This is a genomic window from Roseateles sp. P1_C1_2 (genome assembly GCF_056406535.1).
Window position 1 is genome coordinate 184,470 of sequence record NZ_JBFUAB010000012.1, and the last position, 17,711, is coordinate 202,180.

Annotated in this window: 17 protein-coding genes, 1 pseudogene and 1 riboswitch; of the genes and pseudogenes, 7 read left to right on the forward strand and 11 right to left on the reverse strand. The window is 69.1% G+C overall.

Annotated elements, in window-relative coordinates:
• Positions 1-11 precede the first annotated feature (11 nt).
• Together AC1D2H_RS13890 and yidD are read left to right on the forward strand one after the other, a co-directional pair.
• On the forward strand, positions 12-680 hold the full coding sequence (locus AC1D2H_RS13890) for an alpha/beta hydrolase family protein (RefSeq protein WP_477931595.1): 669 nt from the start codon (positions 12-14) through the stop codon (positions 678-680).
• Positions 680-1,075, forward strand: a complete 396-nt coding sequence (yidD, locus tag AC1D2H_RS13895) for a membrane protein insertion efficiency factor YidD (RefSeq protein ID WP_478011369.1) — start codon at positions 680-682, stop codon at positions 1,073-1,075. Before AC1D2H_RS13890 ends, yidD begins: the two co-directional genes overlap by 1 nt.
• Here the strand turns inward: yidD and AC1D2H_RS13900 are convergent, their stop codons facing one another.
• Genes AC1D2H_RS13900 through AC1D2H_RS13910 form a run of 3 tightly spaced genes read right to left on the reverse strand, consistent with a single transcriptional unit; the run spans position 1,076 to position 4,689 of the window.
• Positions 1,076-1,846, reverse strand: a complete 771-nt coding sequence (locus AC1D2H_RS13900) for an FAD binding domain-containing protein (protein ID WP_478011370.1) — start codon at positions 1,844-1,846, stop codon at positions 1,076-1,078.
• A gap of 13 nt (positions 1,847-1,859) precedes the next feature.
• Positions 1,860-4,217 (reverse strand): xanthine dehydrogenase family protein molybdopterin-binding subunit, encoded by a 2,358-nt coding sequence (locus AC1D2H_RS13905; RefSeq protein ID WP_478011371.1) that lies wholly within the window; start codon positions 4,215-4,217, stop codon positions 1,860-1,862.
• 1 nt (position 4,218) lies between these two features.
• Positions 4,219-4,689: a (2Fe-2S)-binding protein gene (locus AC1D2H_RS13910; protein WP_478011372.1), complete on the reverse strand. Its 471-nt coding sequence runs from the start codon at positions 4,687-4,689 to the stop codon at positions 4,219-4,221.
• Between the two features lie 99 nt (positions 4,690-4,788).
• Here AC1D2H_RS13910 and AC1D2H_RS13915 point away from each other — a divergent pair, with 99 nt between their 5' ends.
• A complete protein-coding gene (locus AC1D2H_RS13915) occupies positions 4,789-5,769 on the forward strand; it encodes an XdhC family protein (RefSeq protein WP_478011373.1) in 981 nt (326 codons plus the stop codon).
• A 150-nt stretch (positions 5,770-5,919) separates the two neighbouring features.
• Here the strand turns inward: AC1D2H_RS13915 and AC1D2H_RS13920 are convergent, their stop codons facing one another.
• Positions 5,920-6,558, reverse strand: a complete 639-nt coding sequence (locus AC1D2H_RS13920; RefSeq protein WP_478011374.1) for a DUF6515 family protein — start codon at positions 6,556-6,558, stop codon at positions 5,920-5,922.
• 121 nt (positions 6,559-6,679) lie between these two features.
• Between AC1D2H_RS13920 and AC1D2H_RS13925 the strand changes: the two genes are divergently transcribed.
• The gene (locus AC1D2H_RS13925) at positions 6,680-7,306 is read left to right on the forward strand and encodes a glutathione S-transferase family protein (RefSeq protein ID WP_477931588.1); all 627 of its coding nucleotides are present in this window, start codon (positions 6,680-6,682) and stop codon (positions 7,304-7,306) included.
• Position 7,307: 1 nt separating this feature from the next.
• Here the strand turns inward: AC1D2H_RS13925 and AC1D2H_RS13930 are convergent, their stop codons facing one another.
• From AC1D2H_RS13930 to AC1D2H_RS13945, 4 genes and pseudogenes are all read right to left on the reverse strand, one after another.
• Positions 7,308-8,435, reverse strand: coding sequence for an ABC transporter permease (locus AC1D2H_RS13930; protein WP_477931587.1), 1,128 nt, complete (start codon positions 8,433-8,435; stop codon positions 7,308-7,310).
• 307 nt (positions 8,436-8,742) lie between these two features.
• Positions 8,743-9,417 (reverse strand): annotated as a pseudogene (gene ccmA / locus AC1D2H_RS13935) (heme ABC exporter ATP-binding protein CcmA); the annotation flags it as partial.
• Positions 9,414-10,355, reverse strand: coding sequence for an HlyD family secretion protein (locus AC1D2H_RS13940; protein WP_478011375.1), 942 nt, complete (start codon positions 10,353-10,355; stop codon positions 9,414-9,416). The pseudogene ccmA and the gene AC1D2H_RS13940, both read right to left, overlap by 4 nt.
• 11 nt (positions 10,356-10,366) lie before the next feature.
• Entirely contained in the window at positions 10,367-10,996 is a 630-nt protein-coding gene (locus tag AC1D2H_RS13945) for a TetR/AcrR family transcriptional regulator (RefSeq protein WP_477931585.1), read from the reverse strand.
• 129 nt (positions 10,997-11,125) lie between these two features.
• On the opposite strand from AC1D2H_RS13945, the gene AC1D2H_RS13950 reads away from it, so the two are divergent.
• The 3 genes from AC1D2H_RS13950 to metW all read left to right on the forward strand — a co-directional run bounded on the left by AC1D2H_RS13950 (position 11,126) and on the right by metW (position 14,576).
• Positions 11,126-12,697 (forward strand): methyl-accepting chemotaxis protein, encoded by a 1,572-nt coding sequence (locus AC1D2H_RS13950; RefSeq protein ID WP_478011376.1) that lies wholly within the window; start codon positions 11,126-11,128, stop codon positions 12,695-12,697.
• A 3-nt stretch (positions 12,698-12,700) separates the two neighbouring features.
• Positions 12,701-12,776, forward strand: a riboswitch (SAM riboswitch).
• A gap of 46 nt (positions 12,777-12,822) precedes the next feature.
• Positions 12,823-14,004, forward strand: coding sequence for a homoserine O-succinyltransferase MetX (gene metX / locus AC1D2H_RS13955; protein WP_478011377.1), 1,182 nt, complete (start codon positions 12,823-12,825; stop codon positions 14,002-14,004).
• Positions 14,001-14,576 carry a methionine biosynthesis protein MetW gene (gene metW / locus AC1D2H_RS13960; RefSeq protein ID WP_477931582.1) on the forward strand — a complete coding sequence of 192 codons (576 nt, stop codon included), beginning with the start codon at positions 14,001-14,003 and terminating at the stop codon, positions 14,574-14,576. The genes metX and metW overlap by 4 nt, the downstream gene beginning before the upstream one ends.
• A 6-nt stretch (positions 14,577-14,582) precedes the next feature.
• On the opposite strand, the gene AC1D2H_RS13965 is transcribed toward metW, so the two are convergent.
• From AC1D2H_RS13965 to AC1D2H_RS13975, 3 genes are all read right to left on the reverse strand, one after another.
• The gene (locus AC1D2H_RS13965; RefSeq protein ID WP_478011378.1) at positions 14,583-16,508 is read right to left on the reverse strand and encodes a M61 family metallopeptidase; all 1,926 of its coding nucleotides are present in this window, start codon (positions 16,506-16,508) and stop codon (positions 14,583-14,585) included.
• Between the two features lie 185 nt (positions 16,509-16,693).
• Positions 16,694-16,882: a hypothetical protein gene (locus AC1D2H_RS13970; RefSeq protein WP_477931580.1), complete on the reverse strand. Its 189-nt coding sequence runs from the start codon at positions 16,880-16,882 to the stop codon at positions 16,694-16,696.
• 51 nt (positions 16,883-16,933) lie between these two features.
• Positions 16,934-17,711, reverse strand: a 778-nt coding sequence (locus AC1D2H_RS13975) for an MORN repeat-containing protein (protein WP_478011379.1), incomplete at its 5' end; no start/stop codon positions are given.

Below are 17,711 nucleotides of genomic sequence, written 5' to 3' on the forward strand. Positions count from 1 at the left end.
AAAATACCGGCATGAGTTCTCCCCAAGATGAAACAGCGCCCGACCTGCTGTTCGCCCTGCTGACCGACAGTGGCATAGCGCCCGACGGCCCCGACACGCTGGCGCCGCTGGCCGCCGCCCTGCATGCGCAATACCCGCGCGCCGTCACGCTGAACCTGCACCCGCCCTTGCGCGATGCCGAAGGCCGTTGCCGCTGGTGGCCGGGCGACCAGCCCACAGCCGATGGCGTCAATGCGGCCCTGCCGCAGCTGATCGACCGCCTGCGCACGCAAGCCCGCAAGCTCGACCTGCCCTGGCAGCGCGTGGCCCTGGCCGGCGTCGGCGACGGCGCGCTGCTGGCCCTGGAAGCCGTGCAGGCCGAGCCTGAGCTGGTGGGTCGCGTGCTGGCCTTTGCCGGCGGCTATCTGGCCCGGCCCGAGCATGCGCCACAGGATGTCTGCATCCACCTGCTGCACGGCCTGGCCGACGAGCGCTTCAACTACCGCCACCTTGTCGACGCGGCCCAGTCCCTGGTCGACCTCGGCGCCGACGTGACGGCCGACCTGCTGCCCCATCTCGACCACGGCCTGCACCCGGCGCTGATCGACAAGGCCATGGAGCAGCTGCGCACCTTCATCCCGGCCAGGCTGTGGCGCGAGGCGGTGGTGGCCGCTCAGGAGAGCGAAAGGCCCGCCGACTGATGCGCGAGCTGGCCCTGGCCGCGATCGGCGTCTACCAGCGCTATATGTCGCCCTACAAGGGCTTTTGCTGCGCCTGGCGCGCCCACACCGGTGGGGCGAGCTGCTCGGCGCTGGGCGCGCGGGTCATCCGGCGCCACGGGCTGCTGGCGGGCGGCGTGCTGCTGCGCCAGCGGATGAGGCGCTGTGGCGAGGTGCACCGGCATTTCCATCCTGCTGGGCCACGGCCGCTGGCGGCGCAACGCGGTGACTGCGACCTCGGCTGCGATGGACCTGGCGACGGCTGTGATGTCTGTGATGGCTGCGAGGCCTGCGATGGGCCGGATCGCAAGCGCAAGGACAAGCCGACCGCCAGGAAGCAGCGCGACAGCGATCGCGGCAGCCGCCGCGATACGTGATCAGACAGCCGCGACAGCCCGCGCTGCCAGTTCCGGAATCAGCGCCGCTCGGTAGGCCGCCGTGCCATGCAGGTCGCTGTTCAGGCCATCCGCGCTGACCTTGACCGCCCGCGCCGCCGCCGGGCTCCAGTCCCTCGTCAACGCGGCCTCCAGCTCGCTGCAGCGGAAAACGCCCGGCCCGGCACCCGTGACAGCCACGCGCACGCCGGCGTCCAGGCGCGCCACGAACACGCCCACCAGCGAGAAGCGTGAGGCCGGCTGCTTGAACTTCTGCCAGGCGGCCGCTTTCGGAATCGGGAAGCTGACGGCGGTGATCAGCTCGCCGTCCTGCAGGGCCGTCGTGAACAGGCCCTGGAAGAAGTCGTCGGCGGCGATCTGGCGGCTGCTGGTGTGGATGGTTGCCCCCAAGCCTAGCGTCGCCGCCGGGTAGCAGGCCGCGGGGTCGTTGTTGGCCAGGCTGCCGCCCAGCGTGCCGACGTTGCGCACCTGGTGGTCGCCGATGCGGCCGGCCAGGTCGGCCAGGGCAGGAATGGCGCGCCGCACGTCGGCCGACGCGGCCACCATGGCGTGCGTCGTGGCGGCGCCGATGCGCACGCTCTTGCCATCGACCGTGATGCCCTGCAGGTCGGGCAGTCGTCTCACGTCGACCAGGCCGCTGGGCGCGGCCAGGCCGAGCTTGATGGCACCGAGCAGGGACTGGCCACCGGCCAGGAATTTGTCATCCGCGCCGAGGCGGGCGGCGGCAAGGGAGGATGCGGCTTGGTAGTTCATGGCGGTCGTCTCCTCAGGCCTTGGCCGATTGCATCGCCGTCCAGACCGTGCAGGGCGTTGCCGGCATGGCCAGGTCCTTGACGCCGATGGCGTCGCAGACCGCGTTCATGACTGCGGCCGGCGAGCCGATGGCGCCGGCCTCGCCGCAGCCCTTCACACCCAGCGGGTTGTGCGTGCAGGGCGTGCCCTTGGCCGTCTGCACCCGGAAGCTGGGCAGGTCGTCGGCACGTGGCATCGCGTAGTCCATATAGCTGCCGGTCAGCAGCTGGCCGCTTTCGGCGTCATACACGCCATGCTCCAGCAACGCCTGGCCGATGCCCTGCGCCAGGCCGCCATGCACCTGGCCCTCGACGATCATCGGATTGACGATGTTGCCGAAGTCGTCCACCGCGCTGAAGCGGTCGATGCGCACGACGCCGGTGGCCGGGTCCACCTCGACCTCGCAGACATAGCTGCCGGCCGGGTAGGTGAAGTTGCTGGGGTCGTAGAAGGCGTTCTCGTTGAGGCCGGGCTCGAGCTTGTCCAGCGGGTAGTTGTGCGGCACATAGGCCGTCAACGACACCTGCGCGAAGGGGATGACGCGGTCGGTGCCGGCGATGCGGTATTCGCCGTCCTTGAACTCGATGTCGCCTTCGCCGGCTTCCAGCAGATGGGCGGCGATCTTCTTGCCCTTGGCGATGACCTTGTCCAGCGCCTTGATGATGGCCGAGCCTCCGACGGCCAGCGAGCGGCTGCCATAGGTGCCCATGCCGAACAGCACCTTGCCGGTGTCGCCGTGCTGGATGTCCACATCCTCCAGCGGAATGCCGAGGCGGTCGGCGACGACCTGGGCAAAGGTCGTCTCGTGGCCCTGGCCATGGGAATGGCTGCCGGTGAAGACGGTCACCTTGCCGGTCGGGTGCACGCGCACCTCGCCGGCCTCGAACAGGCCGGCGCGGGCGCCCAGGGCGCCGGCGACGTTGCTCGGCGCCAGGCCGCAGGCTTCGATATAGGTCGAGTAGCCGATGCCGCGCTTGAGCCCTTTGGCCTCGCTGACCGCCTTGCGCGCCGCGTAGCCGGCCACGTCGGCGAGCTGCTCGACTTGCGTCAGCGTCGCGTCGTAGTCGCCGGTGTCATAGGTCAGGCCCACCGGTGTTGCGTACGGAAACTCCTTGATGAAGTTGCGGCGGCGGATCTCGGCAGGGGCGATGCCGAGCTCGTGCGCGGCCGTCTCGACCAGGCGCTCGACGACATAGGTCGCCTCGGGCCGGCCGGCGCCGCGGTAGGCGTCCACCGGCGCCGTGTTGGTGAACACGCCGGTCACCTCGGCGTAGATCCTGGGCGTCTTGTACTGGCCGGCCAGCAGCGTCGCGTACAGGATGGTCGGCACGCAGGAGGCGAAGGTGGACAGATAGGCGCCGAGGTTGGCCGTCGTGGCCACGCGCATGGCCAGGAAGCGGCCGTCCTTGTCGGTGGCCAGCTCGGCCGTCGTCACATGGTCGCGGCCGTGGGCGTCACTGAGGAAGCTCTCGCTGCGCTCAGCCGTCCACTTGATCGGCCGGCCCAGCTGCTTGCTGGCCCAGACCAGTGCCGTCTCCTCGGCATACAGGAAGATCTTGGAGCCGAAGCCGCCGCCGACGTCGGGCGCCACGACGCGCAGCCGGTGCTCGGGAATGCCGAGCACGAAGGCGCACATCAAGAGGCGCTCGACATGCGGGTTCTGGTTGGAGACGTAGAGCGTGTAGTTCTCGTCCGCCGGGCTGTAGCTCGCGTTGGCGGCGCGCGGCTCGATGGCGTTGGGGATGAGGCGGTTGTTGCGGAAGCTCAGCTTGGTGACGTGGGCGGCGGCGGCCATTGCGGCATCGGTTGCGGCCTTGTCGCCGCAGCCCCAGGTGTAGCAGCGGTTGTCGGCGGCTTCGTCATGCACCGAGGTCGCGTGGCCGGCCGCGGTGGCGGTGTCGGCGACGGCGGGCAACTCTTCGTAATCCACCTCCACCAGCGCCGCCGCGGCCTTGGCCTCGGCGAGTGTTTCGGCCACGACCAGGGCCAGCGCATCGCCCACGTAGCGCACCTTGCCGTCGGCCAGGATGGGGTGCTTGGGCTCCTTCATCGGCGTGCCGTCGATGCTGTTGATCAGCCAGCCGCAGGGCAGGCCGCCGACATCGCGGAAGTGTTCGCCGGTGTAGACGCCGAGCACACCCTCGGCGGCCTTCGCGGCTGCCGTGTCCACGCGCTTGAGCCGGGCATGCGCATAGCTGCTGCGCACGAAGACGCCATAGGTCTGCCTCGGCAGCACGATGTCGTCGGTGTACTGGCCGCGGCCGGTCAGGAAGCGCGCGTCCTCGCGGCGCTTGACGCTCTGGCCGATGAAACCTTCCTTGGGCGAGTTCATGTCACACCCCCTTCATGGCTTGAGCACCAGACTGCACCGCGCGGACGATGTTCTGGTAGCCCGTGCAGCGGCAGATATTGCCCTCCAGCCCTTCGCGGATGGCGGTCTCGCTGGAACAGTCGTGGTGCTGCACGAGGTCGATGGCGCTCATGACCATGCCCGGTGTACAGAAGCCGCATTGCAGGCCGTGACACTCCTTGAAGGCTGCCTGCATGGGGTGCAGCGTGCCGTCGTTGGCGGCCAGGCCTTCGATGGTGGTGATGCTGGCGCCATCGGCCTGCACGGCCAGCATGCTGCATGCCTTCACGGCGCGGCCGTTGAGGTGGATGGTGCAGGCGCCGCACTGGGCGGTGTCGCAGCCGACATGGGTGCCGGTCAGGGCCAGGTCTTCGCGCAGCCACTGCACCAGCAGCTGGTCGGGAGTCACTTCGCGGCTGACCGCACGGCCATTGACCGTGAGCTGGATCTTCATCGCTTGTCTCCTTGAGTTTGGGGACGATGCTGTTCCTGCCTGCAGCGCTTGTGATTGCCGATTACCCTAGTGGAAATACAAGCTGGGGATACGCGAGCGATGGACAACCTCGACCTGAGCGTGCTGCGCACGGCCGCCGGCTGGCGTGCCGAGTCGCGCAGCGTGGTGCTGGGCACGATCACGCGCACCTGGGGCTCGGCGCCGCGGCCGGTGGGCTCCCTTGTCGCCGTGCGGGATGACGGCTTGATTACAGGCTCGGTGTCGGGTGGCTGCATCGAGGACGACCTCGTCGCCCAGCTGCGCGCCGGCAGCCTGGCGGTCGAGCGTCCCACGCCGCTGCGTTACGGCGTTGGTGCCGAGGAGGCGCGCCGCTTCGGCCTGCCCTGCGGCGGCACGCTGGAGCTGATGCTGGAGCCGTTGGGGCCGCAGTCGGGCCTGGACGAATTGCTGGTGCGGCTGGAGCGCGGCGAGCGCGTACGCCGCACGCTGGACCTGACCACCGGAAGCGCGACGCTGGCCGATGCCGAGCCCGGCGCCGACACGCTGAGCTTGAATGACAGCCAGCTCGTCAGCCACCATGGCCCGCAATGGCGCCTGCTCGTCATCGGCGCCGGTCAGATGACCGACTACCTCGCCCAGATGGCGCTGGCCCTGGGCTACGGCGTGACCGTCTGCGACCCGCGTGCCGAGTACGCCGACGGTTTTGCGCTCGCCGGCGTCACGCTGACGCGCGACATGCCCGACGACGTCGTCATCGCCTTCAAGCCCGACGGCGCCACGGCCATCGTCGCGCTGACGCACGACCCCAAGCTCGACGACCTCGCGCTGATGGAGGCCTTGAAGGGCGCGGCCTTCTACGTCGGCGCCATCGGCTCGCGTGTCAACCAGGCCAAGCGCCGCGCACGGCTGGGAGAACACTTCGGGCTGACCGAGGCGGAGCTGGACCGCCTGCACGGCCCGGTGGGCCTGGACATCGGCGCACGCACACCGCCGGAGATTGCGCTGAGCATCCTGGCCGAGATGACAGCGGTGCGCTACCGCGCGGCCGGCGCTCGTCCTGAGGCCGGCTGTATCGTTTGAGTCGGGTATTTCGGGCCGAGCGCTGGGCCGCTCCCGAGCCGGCCCGCTCTGGCGATGTGCTTGCCGGTCAATCCGGCAAGCATCGCCGTCCCCTCGGGGGACCGACTGGGCTCGCCCGCGTGCAGCGAGGCGCGACCGGACGAGGGGCTTCTATTTCATCGTGTAGCCGCGGCCGTCCATACAAGCTTCCACCGCGCGATTGAACACGCTGCTGTCGGCCTGGGCATTGGGCTGAGTCGTCGCCCAGCGGTTGCAGTCACGACGGTCGCTTTCCAGCTGCTCGGTCGACTGGCCATTGCGCGGGTAGATGATGGGTTCAGCCTTAGGCGCAGGCGGTGGGGGCGGGGCCGGCATGACCTGGGCGGTGGCGGCCTCGGGCGGCGGCGTCGTGACGACATAGCCTTCGGGCGCCGGCCGGTAGTAGACGCCGTTGGCGTAGTAGTACGGCAGGCCACCCAGCGTCAGCGTCACATAGGCCGGTGGCAGCAGCGGGATCACGAGGCCGATCGGCGGCAACACGACGCGGTAGCTGCCGCCATAGGGGCGGTACCAGACGCCGCCATGGAACCAGTAGCGGCCTGGGCCGGCACCGACGACGACGGCGCCATAGGGCACATGGGGCGCGACATAGCCCGGGGCCGGGTAGTAGTGGTCGTGGTGGTAGCGGTTGTCGAACACCATGCCGATGTTGGCGCGGACGCGCACGTCGGCATGGGCGGATGGGGCTGAGAAGGCGGCGCACAGCGCGAGTGCGGCCGCGGCGGTGGAGTGGAGCAGGGAAGTCTTCATCGTCTTCAACCCGAAGTCAGGGGTGGATTGCCAACGCCAGCAGCCTCGCGTGGGTGCACTGCGGGGGCGTTGCGGCCACGTAAAGTTCAGCGCCTCCTCCTGTCCACAGCCTGTCGCCGCCATGATCGAACTGCTTTACTACCCCAGCAACGCCAGCTTCGCCCCCCACATCCTGCTCGAGGAGATGGGCATCCCCTACACGCTGCGCCAGGTGGACCGGGCCAACAACGAGCACAAGTCGCCGGCCTATCTGAAGCTGAATCCGAACGGCGTGATCCCTGTGCTGCTCGACGGTGACCTGGTGCTGTACGAAACGGCCGCCATCCTGATGCATCTGGCCGACTGCCACCCTGGCTTTGCACCGGCGCCCGGCAGCGCCGAGCGGGCCCAGTACTACAAGTGGATGGTCTGGCTGACCAACACCCTGCAGGCCATGTTGATCCACTACTTCTACCCGGACCGCATGGCCGCCAACGCCGACGAGGTCAAGGCGCGCGCCGAGGCGCAGATCGCGCCGATGCTGGATCAGATGGAGGCCGAACTGGCGCGCCATGGCGGCGACTGGTTCCTCGGCGAGCAGTACACCGCCGTCGACGCGCTGGCTTTCATGCTGTGCCGCTGGACGCGCATGCAGGCCAACCCGGCCAAGACGCGGCCGGCCCTGGGCGCCTATCTGAAGCGCGTCTTCGACCGGCCGGCGACGCAGCGCGTCGTGGCCAAGGAAAAGCTGCCGGATCCCGTTTTCTGAGTCAGTCCAGCGTTCGCCGGTAGCGCAGCAAGGCCACGCTGCCGGCGACAGCCAGGAAGGCCAGCATCGGCCAGACCTCCGGCAGCAGCTCCGCCGCACCCGAGCCCTTCAGCATGACGCCGCGCACGATACGCAGGAAGTGCGTCAGCGGCAGCACTTCGCCCAGATATTGCGCCCATTGCGGCATGCCGCGAAAAGGGAACATGAAGCCCGACAGCAGCATGGACGGCAGAAAGAAGAAGAAGGTCAGCTGCAGGGCCTGGAGCTGGTTCTTGGCCAGCGTCGAGAAGGTGAAGCCGACACCGAGATTGGCCAGCATGAAGACGCCGATCATGGCCAGCAGCAAGCTCACGCTGCCCACCATGGGCACGTTGAACAGCGCAAAGGCGGCGCCGAGGATGACGCCCAACTGCACATAGCCCAACACGACATAGGGCAGGATCTTGCCGGCCATCACCTCGAAGGGCCGCACCGGCGTGGCCAGCAGGTTCTCCATCGTGCCGCGCTCGCGTTCGCGCGTCATCGCCAGCGCCGTCAGCATGACCATGGTCATCGTCAGGATGGTGCCGACCAGGCCGGGCACGATGTTGTAGCGGGACAGGCCTTCCGGGTTGTAGCGGCGCTGGATGCGCACCTCGAAGGGCAGCCCTTGAGGCGCCCGTGAGGCCAGCGCGCCGCGCAGGTCGCGGTTCAGCGCCGTCTGACCCAGCTGGCTCAGCGCGGCCATGGCATTGCCGCCGGCGGATGGGTCGGTGGCGTCAGCCGCGATCAGCACGGCGGGCTTCTCGCCGCGCACGACGCGGGCGCCGAAGTCGTCGGGCACGACGACGAGGAACTGGATGTCGCCGTTCTGCAGCAGCGCGTCGCCGCGCGACTCCGCGATGCCGCTCTCGACGACATGGAAATAGCCACTCGTCTGCAGCGCGGCCACCAGGCTGCGCGCCATCGGGCTCGCGTCCTGCGACACGATGGCCGTGGGCAGGCCCTTGGGGTCGGTGTTGATGGCATAGCCGAACAGCACCAGCTGCATGATGGGCACGCCGACGGCCATCGCGAAGGTCAGCTTGTCGCGCAGCATCTGCTGCACTTCCTTCAGCGCGATGGCGAACATGCGGGCCAGGGCTTGCATCGGCCTAAATCCGGTGGTTGGGCGCGCCCGAGGGACTGGCGAAGCGGGTTGCCAGCAAGGCGCGACGACGAAGTGGGCTTGTGCCCACGAGGAGGAGCAACGCAGCGGGCGGCCCGAAGCGCCAGACCAGCGGGCGCGCAGCGGTGGACAACGAAGTGGTGAAGGCGGTCAATGCCGCAAGGTTTTGATGGAACATGACTTTCGATGAGTAGGGAGCGGTCAACCGGCGGACTTAGGCCCTGGCTTCCGCGAAGTTGTCGGTGGCCTGGCCGACGAGTTTGACGAAGGCGTCTTCGAGATCGCTGGCGCCCGCCTCCTTCACGATGGACGCCGCCGTGCCGCGTGCCAGCACACGGCCATAGGCGATATAGACCAGCTCGTCGCAGCGCTCGGCCTCGTCCATGTAGTGCGTGGAAACGAGCACCGTGATGCCCTCCTGCGCTAGCTGGTGGATCTGGTCCCAGAACTCGCGCCGCGCCTTGGGATCGACGCCGGCGGTGGGCTCATCCAGCAGCAGCAGCCGGGGTTTGTGCAGCAGGCAGGCGGCCAGGGCCAGGCGCTGCTTCCAGCCGCCGGACAGCGCGCCGGCGAGCTGTTTCTCGCGGCTCTTCAGCCCCAGGCGCTCCAGCGCGCCATCGACGGCCTGCCGGCGGTTCTCCATCGAGAACAGGCGCGCGATGAAGTCCAGGTTCTCGCGAATGGACAGGTCTTCGTAGAGACCGAACTTCTGCGTCATATAGCCGACCTGGCGCTTGACCTCGGGTGCCTGGCGGCGGAAGTCCAGGCCCAGCACCTTGCCCTCGCCGGCGTCGGGCGTCAGCAGGCCGCAGAGCATGCGCAGCGACGTCGTCTTGCCGCTGCCGTTGGGGCCGAGGAAGCCGACGATGCGGCCGGTGGCGACCTGCATGTCGACGCCGTCCACGACCTTGCGGCCGCCGTAGGACTTGCTCAGGCCCCGGACGTCGATCGCAAGCTCTGTCATTGCGTGACATCCAAGGGCTGCCCCGGATGCAGCCTCTCCGCATCCTCCGCCTTCACCGGCCGCGCTTCGACGAGAAACACCAGCTTGTCACGCTGCTGGTTGGAGTAGATGACCGGCGGCGTGTATTCCGGGCCGGCCGCGATGAAGCTGATGCGCGCGGGAATGGCCGCGCCGCAGCCGTCGCAGTGCAGGTTGACCGGCGTATCCAGCTTCAGCGAGCCGACCACCGACTGCGGCACATAGAAGCGTGCCTTGCGGTTGGCCGGTGGTAGCAGGGCCAACACGGGCTGGCCGGCCGCGACCCATTCACCGGGGCGCATGAAGACGTCCTGCACGCGGGCCGGCATGGGCGCGCTCTGGCGTTTCTGCTCGACGCGCCAGGCCGTCTGCGCGCGGCCGCTCTCGGCCGCCTGCGCGAGGGCGCGGGCGGCGTTGCGCTCGTCGTCGCGCGCGGGCAGGCGGCCGACCTGCAGCGCGGCGTCCAGTTCCATCACGCGGGCGCGGGCCTGGGCCAGCACGGTGGCGGCGTCATCCACACGGGCCTGGGCGACGAAGCCCTGGGCCCGCAGCTCCTGCTGGCGCGTCAGGTCGATGCTGGCCAGGCGCTCGGCGGCGCGGGCCTGGTCGAGCTGGGCCTTGGTGATGGCCAGCTCGGGCAGGCGCCGGCCCTTGTCGGCGTCCTGCGCCTGGGCCTGGGCGCTTCTCGCGCGTGCGCTGGCCTCCGCGTCGGCGGCGACCTCGGGCGTCGCGTCCAGCTCGAACAGTGCCTGGCCGGTGGTGACCGCCTCGCCGGAGCGCACGGCCAGCGTCGTCAGTCGCCCGGCCACCGGCGGTGCGATATAGACCAGCTCGGCCTCGGCATAGCCCGTCCAACCCTCGGGGGGCTTGTCGCTGCAGCCGGCCAGCAGGCAGGGGATCATCCACAACGCAACTCTCATCGGCATCTCCATCACACACCACCTGCCAGGCCCAGCAAGGCCCATTCGATGCGGCGCTGCAGCGCCGCGTCAGACAGCACTTCGTCGTCCACCGCGGCCAGCAAGGCGGGCGGCACGGCGGCTATGGCCTTCATGCCGCCAACCAGGATCAGCGGCGCAATGACGGCGCCCATCAGGAACGAGAAGCGCGTCAGCAGCGGCTGCTGCGGCAGCCGGCCGAGGGCTTCGGCTTCCTGCAGCAGGGCCAGCAGCACGGCCAGGTGGCGCGGCGCATTCGTGCGCAGGAAGTCCTGGGCCACCGCCTGGCCACCCTGGGCATCGGCCCAGACGCGGGCAATCAGCGGCCGGTGCTCGCGCACAAAGCGCGCCACGCCCAGCAGGGCGACGGCCAGGCGCTCCATGACGTCGGCCTCACCCTGGCTGTTCAGTGACAAGGCGCCGAACATCTCCTCGTAGTGCTGCTGCAGCAGGGCGCGCAGGAAGGCGTCCTTGCTGCCGAAGTGGTAATGCACCATGGCCGGGTTGACGCCGGCGGCCTCGGCCACGCGGCGCACCGACAGGCCCGCGCAGCCGAGTGCCGGGTAGAGGGCGGCGCCGGCGGCGAGCAAGGCTTGGTCCTGGTCCTGGCTGGGGCGGGGCATGCCGGCAATTATTGGTCAAGTGTTCAGTAACGGCAAGTTGCGGCAAAAGGTCGCTTGCCATCACCGGCCGCTTCACTAGCATGCAGGCAACGAGGCCGCGCCCTGACGGCCCAGCTAGGAGACATGCCCATGGACCTCGCCACCTGGATGCGCAGCTTCACCATCCGCACCCGCATGCGCGGGGCCATCGTGCTGGTGCTGCTGATGTTCGCGGCCCTGGGCCTGACCGGCCTGATGGGCGGCCGCCAGCTGATGGCGCTCAATGTCGACGTCACGACGCATGCGATGCAGGACCTGCGCCACCTCGCTGCCATCCGCCAGGCCCTGGCCGATGTGCGGCTGGAGGAGAAGCAAATGGTCATCGCTTATGAGGAGCCCGAGCAGGTCAAGCAGTTCCGCCAGCGCTGGAATGCCGCGGCGCAGCGCCTGACCCAGCCTCTGCAGGGCCTGCAGGAAGGCAAGCAGGCAGAGAACAAGGCGGCCGCCGCCGAGGCGCTGAAGTTCCTGCAGGACTACCGCACGGCGGCCCAGCCGGTGCTCAACCAGATCGAGGCCGGCGGCTTCGACACCGCCAAGGTGGCCGACCGCATGCTGAACCGCCCCAAGGCGGCGATGCGCGAGATCGAGAAACGCGTCGAGACCATCGCCGCGCTGATCGAGGCCCAGGCCAAGGCCACCGAGGCCGAGTTTGGCGCCGAGATCGGCCGCATCGGCTGGCGCTCGCTGGCGGTGCTGGTCGCCGTCATGGTGCTGGTCGTGCCGCTGACGCTGATCAACTCGTCCACCATCACCAGCCCGATGCGCTATGCCGGCAGCGTGGCCCAGTCGATTGCCGGGGGCGACCTGAACAACGACATCCGCATCGTCGGCCGCGACGAGGCCTCGGAGCTGCTGCGCGCCCTCGACGCGATGCAGGCCAGCCTGCGCGACCTGGTCCGGCAGGTGAAGACCTCGGCGCAGAGCATAGAGACCGCCAGCAGCGAGGTCGCCTCGGGCAACCAGGACCTGAGCCAACGCACCGAGCAGGCGGCGTCCAGCCTGCAGCAGACGACCAGCTCGATGGAAGACCTGACCAGCGGCGTGCGCCATGGAGCCGATGCCGCCGGCAAGGCCCGCCAGCTCGCCGAGGGGGCGGCCGAGGTCGCGCGCCGCGGCGGCAAGGAAGTGGCCGAGGTCGTCACGACCATGGACCAGATCAACGACGGCTCGCGCCGCATCGGCGACATCGTCGGCCTCATCGACAGCATCGCCTTCCAGACCAACATCCTGGCGCTGAACGCGGCCGTCGAGGCGGCGCGCGCGGGTGAGCAGGGGCGCGGCTTTGCCGTCGTCGCCAGCGAGGTGAGGGCGCTGGCCCAGCGCTCGGCAGGCGCGGCGCGCGAGATCAAGTCGCTGATCGCCGCCAGCGTCGAGCGCACCGAGACCGGGGCTCGCCTGGTCCAGCATGCCGGCCACACCATGCAGGAGATCGTCGACAACGTGCAGAAGGTCAGCGACATGATCGGCGAGGTGGCCACGGGTGCGGCCGACCAGAGCTCACGCATCGGTCAGATCAACGGCGCCGTCAGCCAGCTCGACCACATGACGCAGCAGAACGCAGCGCTGGTGGAGGAGTCCGCCGCGGCCGCCGACAGCCTGCGCCAGCAGCTGCAGCTGCTGACCGGCGCGGTGGCGCAGTTCAGGCTCGACGAGAACGCCTAGAATCCGCCGCATAGCGCCGATTTGTTCCGGATTGCGGGCGCTCAATAAATGCCGCTAAACAGGGCTCCGAGATCAACCGGCGTCCCGCAAGTGGCCGCCGGTTTTTGTTTTTCTGGAGTAAGGCCATGACGGGCCGTAGCGTCGGCGACGTGTCGCCGCAGAATTTTCATTTCGACGAACCACTGCCGCTGCGCAGCGGGGCCAGCCTGCCGGCCTACGACCTGATGGTCGAGACCTATGGCCAGCTCAATGCCGAGCGCAGCAATGCGGTGCTGGTCTGCCATGCGCTGAATGCCAGCCATCATGTGGCCGGCACCCACGCCGGCGAGGCCAGGAGCGAAGGCTGGTGGGACAACCTCATCGGCCCGGGCAAGCCGCTGGACACCGACAAGTTCTTCGTCATCGGCGTCAACAACCTCGGCTCCTGCTTCGGCTCCACCGGCCCCATGCACACCAACCCGGCGACGGGCCGCGCCTGGGGGGCGGACTTCCCCGTCGTCACCGTGCAGGACTGGGTCGATGCGCAGGCGCGTCTCGTCGAGCGCTTCGGCATCCTGAAGCTCGCGGCCGTGCTCGGCGGCTCGCTCGGCGGCATGCAGGCGCTGGACTGGGCGCTGCGCTACCCCGAGCGCGTGGCCCATTGCATCGCCATCGCGACGGCGCCCAATCTGTCGGCGCAGAACATTGCCTTCAACGAGGTGGCGCGGCGCGCCATCGTCACCGACCCCGACTTCCACGGCGGCCATTTCTATGCCCATGGCGTCGTGCCCAAGCGCGGCCTGCGCGTGGCGCGCATGATCGGCCACATCACCTATCTGAGCGACGACGTGATGGCCGAAAAGTTCGGCCGCGAGCTCAAGGGCGGCAAGGACGGTGCCTTGGGCTATTCGACGCAGGAGATCGAGTTCCAGATCGAGAGCTATCTGCGCTACCAGGGCGACAAGTTCAGCGACTACTTCGACGCCAACACCTATCTGCTCATCACGCGCGCGCTGGACTACTTCGACCCGGCGTCCGAGCATGGCGGCGACCTGAGCCTGGCCTTCGCCACGGCGCGCGCCAAATTCCTCATCGCCAGCTTCACGACCGACTGGCGCTTCTCGCCCGACCGCTCGCGCGAGATCGTCAAGGCCTTGCTCGACAACCGGCTGGACGTGACCTATGCCGAGATCGATGCGCCCCATGGCCACGACGCCTTCCTGCTCGACGACCCGCGCTATCACGGCGTGCTGAGGGCCTATTTCGAACGCGTTGCCACGAGCCTCGAGCGGCCCGCCGGCCTGCAGCTGAAGGGGGTGGCGGTATGAGCTTCGACCCGGCAATAGCGGCCCTGGTGCCGCCCGGCTCGCGCGTGCTCGACCTGGGCTGCGGCACCGGCGAGCTGCTCGAGCACCTCATCAAGCACAAGGGCTGCAGCGGCTACGGCGTGGAGCTGGACGACGCCAACCTGCTGGCCTGCGTGAAGCGCGGCGTCAACGTCATCCAGCGCAACCTGGAAGAAGGCCTGGCCATCTTCGAGGACCAGAGCTTCGACGTCGTGCTGCAGCTGGAGACGCTGCAGAACCTGCGCAATGCCGAGGCCATGCTGAAGGAGACGGCGCGCGTCGGCAAGATCGGCATCGTCAGCTTCCCCAACTTCGCCCACTGGCCCAACCGGCTGCAGGTGCTGTTCGGCCGCATGCCGGTAACGCGAGCCCTGCCCTACGAGTGGTACGACACGCCCAATATCCGCGTCGGCACCTTTGCCGACTTCGGCGTGCTGGCGCGCAAGAACCGGCTCAAGATCCTGGACAGCTTCGGCCTGCAGGATGGGGGTGTGGTGCGCTCGATGCCGAACCTGATGGCCAGCGTGGCGGTCTTCAAATTCGAAAGAGAGTGACCCCCCTTACCGCGGCTTGAAGATGGCTTCGAGCAGATCCGGCCGTCCCTCCATACGCTCCAGCACCGGGTGACGCGGCCCGGTGCGCACGTCCAGCGTGACGGTGCGGAACTCGTCGTCGCGGCGGATCAGCAGCTGCAGGGGCTTGTCGCCACTGCGGTTGGCTTTCAGCGCGGCTTCGGCGCGCTCCGGCGTGTAGGCCATGCCTTGAACGGCCAGCAGCTTGTCGTCGGGCGCCAGCCCGGCGTCGAAGGCGGGTGAGGCCCAGTTGACGGCGGCCACGCCGCCGTCGGCATCCACGCTCAGGCCTGCCGAGTAGCGCATTGAGAACACCGGCTTCTTGGCGCTCAGTGAAGCGAGCTGCAACGGCGTGCGCTGGTCGACAAAGCCGACAGCCCAGCCGCTGCGCGCGAGGCCGTCGAGCGTCGTCGCCGGCAGGCGGTGGTCCAGCCGCGCGCGCAGGAAGGCGCGCCAGTCCAGCGGCTGCACGGCGTTCAGGGCGGCCACGACATCGTCGAAACCGTAGAGGCTGGGACCCTTGTCGCCATCCTGGCCGACAAGGAAGCGCCGTGCAAAGTCGTCCAGCGAGCGCTGGCCACCGCTGCGCTCGCGGATCAGCGTGTCGGCGTCCAGCCAGATCAGCAGCGCCGCGTCCCAGTAGTAGTCGTAGCCGCGCGTCCAGTCCCACCACTTTTGCGTGCCGTCCGAGGCCAGCGCGGGCGAGTTCGTCGTGTCCTGCAGATCGCGCCACTGGCGGCCGGGCAGCTCCGCCGTGCGTGCGCCGGCCCAGGCCAGTTCCTGACGCATCTGCTCCACCGTCACCAGCCCGCTGCGCGCGGCCAGCACCTGGCCCCAATACTGCGTCAGGCCCTCGTAGACCCACAGCAGTTCGTTGCGCGTCGGCGAGTTCAGGTCGCGCTGCTCCAGCCCCAGCGGGCGGCGGAACTTGCCGTTCCAGGCATGCGTCAGCTCGTGGGCCAGGTCGTCGCGCGAGCGGCTGGCAGCGGCCCAATCGTCGAAGTAGTTGCCGTCGTAGCTGTTCTCGCTGGACTCATGGTGTTCCAGCGCGATATGGCCGAAGCCCTTGCCGTCGGCCAGCAGCAGGTCGTAGTGCCGCCAGGGTCGGAAGCCGAACAGCTTCTCGGCCTGCTGCAGCAGGCGGCGGTGGGCGTCGATCTGCTCGTCGCTGGGCGCCGTGCCGCCCTCGCGCTTGCGGAACAGGTGCAGCGTGGCGGGCCGCGCCGTGCCGGGCGGGTCCAGCTCGACGCGGCGGTAGTTGGCGCCTGCGTAGACGGGCGAGTCCAGCAGCGTCTCCAGCGTCTCGGTCTGGAAGGCCACCCAGGCTTCGCCGGCCACCGTCTTCGTCGCTGCCCGCAGCGCGCTGCCCCATTGCCAGCCAGCGGGCAGCTTGACCTGGCTGTCCACCTCGATCTCGGCAAGCGGCCGGCCGGCGGGGTAGAGCAGCAGCGCAGGCCAGGTCAGCGCGAGCGCGTCGCGCGTCTGCAGGCTGTCGCTCAGCGCACCCTTGCTCGGGCCCAGCCACTGGTAGTGGACGTCCACCGCCTGCGCGCCGGCAGGCACCTGCACGTCGAAGCCATGCAGTTCATCGGGCGCACGCGTCCACAGCAGGCGCTGCCCGCCCACGCGCACGGTCAGGCCGGCGAGCTGGGAGACGTCGCCCACCGGGCCGTGATGGCCGGGAAGCCAGCGCGGATAGAGCAGGCGCAGCGACCCCGGCGCGGCCGGGATGGTGGCGTGGACCTGGAAGATCCATTGCGCCGTGTTGCTGGCATCGACGCGAACGGTCATGGCGGGCCGGGGCGAGGTGTCGTCGGTCGCGGCGGTTGCCGTGCCCGGGCCGGTCCAGGCGATGAGGGCGCCCAGCAGTGCCGCCAGCCAGCCGGCCGACCATTTGGAAACCTGGTTTGACATGCGCTCCGCTCCTCTTGGCAGACGAAGAGGCGGGCGGCGACGCTGCCCTGAACCTCGTCCTGCTGATTCAGACGGAGAGCGGCGGGCGAACCGGACATCGCGCGGCGCGACGGCGCGGATGCAAAGGCCCCGCCTCGGGCGGGGGTGGCGCGCGCCATCCCGGCGCGCGCGTCGTCAGGCCGTGATCAGGCCGACTTCTTGTGGCCCTTCTTGGCGGCCTTCTTGTGCTTGGCCTTGGCGGTCTTCTTGGCGGCGGTCTTGGCGTGCACGCCGCTGCTGACCTGGCTGGTCTTGTGGTGCGGGGCCACGCGGGCCTCGGCGGCCGGGGCGGCGATGGCGATGGCGGTGACGAGGGCGGTGAGCAGGGCTTTCATCGTGGAGCTCCAGAAATTAGATGGGGTGAGCGTAGCGGAGCCAGCCTTCAGTCAGCTGCCTTTGCGGACGACGACACCGTCGTCGGTGCGTTCGTCATCCTTGAACACACCCTCCCAGCGGTCGCCGCTGGGCCAGTGGAAGACGCCCTGGCCGTGCTTGAGGCCGCGCGCCCACGCGCCGTCGTAGCGTTCGCCGCTCTTCCAAGCATATTTGCCCTGGCCGTGGGCCTTGCCGGCCTCGAACTGGCCTTCGTAGATGTCGCCGTTGGGAAAGACCATGCGGCCGCTGCCCTGGGGCAGGCCGGCCGCCATCTGGCCCTCGTACTGGTTGCCGTTGGCGAAGCGCATCTTGCCCTGGCCCTGGGGCTTGTCGTTGACCCAGTCGCCCTCGAAGCGCTGGCCGCTGATCCAGGCATAGCTGCCGCGGCCATGCGGCAGGCCCTGGCGGATCTGGCCGGTGTAGACGTCGCCGGAGGCATAGGTGAGCTTGCCTTCGCCTTCGGGCTGGCCGTCCACCAGCGTGCCCTCGTACTGGTTGCCGTTGGCGAAGCTCATGACGCCCTTGCCGGTGGCGCGGTCGGTCACCCAGTCTCCCCTGTAGCGTTGGCCGCCGGCCCAGCGGATCTCGCCGACGCCCTGGCGCTGGCTGCGCAGCAACGGGCCTTCGTAGACATCGCCGTTCTTCCATTCGACGCGGCCGGTGCCGCTGACGGTGTCGTCGTCATTGCGGACGAACTGGCCGACATAGCGCGTGTCGCCGGCGGTGCGGTCGAAGAGCTTGGGCTCGGGTGCGGGTGCAGGCACCGGCACGGCAGCAGCGGCCTGCGCC

What these genes read in the sequence shown, in the direction of transcription:
- AC1D2H_RS13890 (WP_477931595.1), top strand. Translation starts at nt 12, where the DNA reads ATGAGTTCTCCCCAAGATGAAACAGCGCCCGACCTGCTGTTCGCCCTG.
- yidD (WP_478011369.1), top strand. Translation starts at nt 680, where the DNA reads ATGCGCGAGCTGGCCCTGGCCGCGATCGGCGTCTACCAGCGCTATATG.
- AC1D2H_RS13900 (WP_478011370.1), bottom strand. Translation starts at nt 1,846, where the DNA reads ATGAACTACCAAGCCGCATCCTCCCTTGCCGCCGCCCGCCTCGGCGCG.
- AC1D2H_RS13905 (WP_478011371.1), bottom strand. Translation starts at nt 4,217, where the DNA reads ATGAACTCGCCCAAGGAAGGTTTCATCGGCCAGAGCGTCAAGCGCCGC.
- AC1D2H_RS13910 (WP_478011372.1), bottom strand. Translation starts at nt 4,689, where the DNA reads ATGAAGATCCAGCTCACGGTCAATGGCCGTGCGGTCAGCCGCGAAGTG.
- AC1D2H_RS13915 (WP_478011373.1), top strand. Translation starts at nt 4,789, where the DNA reads ATGGACAACCTCGACCTGAGCGTGCTGCGCACGGCCGCCGGCTGGCGT.
- AC1D2H_RS13920 (WP_478011374.1), bottom strand. Translation starts at nt 6,558, where the DNA reads ATGAAGACTTCCCTGCTCCACTCCACCGCCGCGGCCGCACTCGCGCTG.
- AC1D2H_RS13925 (WP_477931588.1), top strand. Translation starts at nt 6,680, where the DNA reads ATGATCGAACTGCTTTACTACCCCAGCAACGCCAGCTTCGCCCCCCAC.
- AC1D2H_RS13930 (WP_477931587.1), bottom strand. Translation starts at nt 8,435, where the DNA reads ATGCAAGCCCTGGCCCGCATGTTCGCCATCGCGCTGAAGGAAGTGCAG.
- AC1D2H_RS13940 (WP_478011375.1), bottom strand. Translation starts at nt 10,355, where the DNA reads ATGAGAGTTGCGTTGTGGATGATCCCCTGCCTGCTGGCCGGCTGCAGC.
- AC1D2H_RS13945 (WP_477931585.1), bottom strand. Translation starts at nt 10,996, where the DNA reads ATGCCCCGCCCCAGCCAGGACCAGGACCAAGCCTTGCTCGCCGCCGGC.
- AC1D2H_RS13950 (WP_478011376.1), top strand. Translation starts at nt 11,126, where the DNA reads ATGGACCTCGCCACCTGGATGCGCAGCTTCACCATCCGCACCCGCATG.
- metX (WP_478011377.1), top strand. Translation starts at nt 12,823, where the DNA reads ATGACGGGCCGTAGCGTCGGCGACGTGTCGCCGCAGAATTTTCATTTC.
- metW (WP_477931582.1), top strand. Translation starts at nt 14,001, where the DNA reads ATGAGCTTCGACCCGGCAATAGCGGCCCTGGTGCCGCCCGGCTCGCGC.
- AC1D2H_RS13965 (WP_478011378.1), bottom strand. Translation starts at nt 16,508, where the DNA reads ATGTCAAACCAGGTTTCCAAATGGTCGGCCGGCTGGCTGGCGGCACTG.
- AC1D2H_RS13970 (WP_477931580.1), bottom strand. Translation starts at nt 16,882, where the DNA reads ATGAAAGCCCTGCTCACCGCCCTCGTCACCGCCATCGCCATCGCCGCC.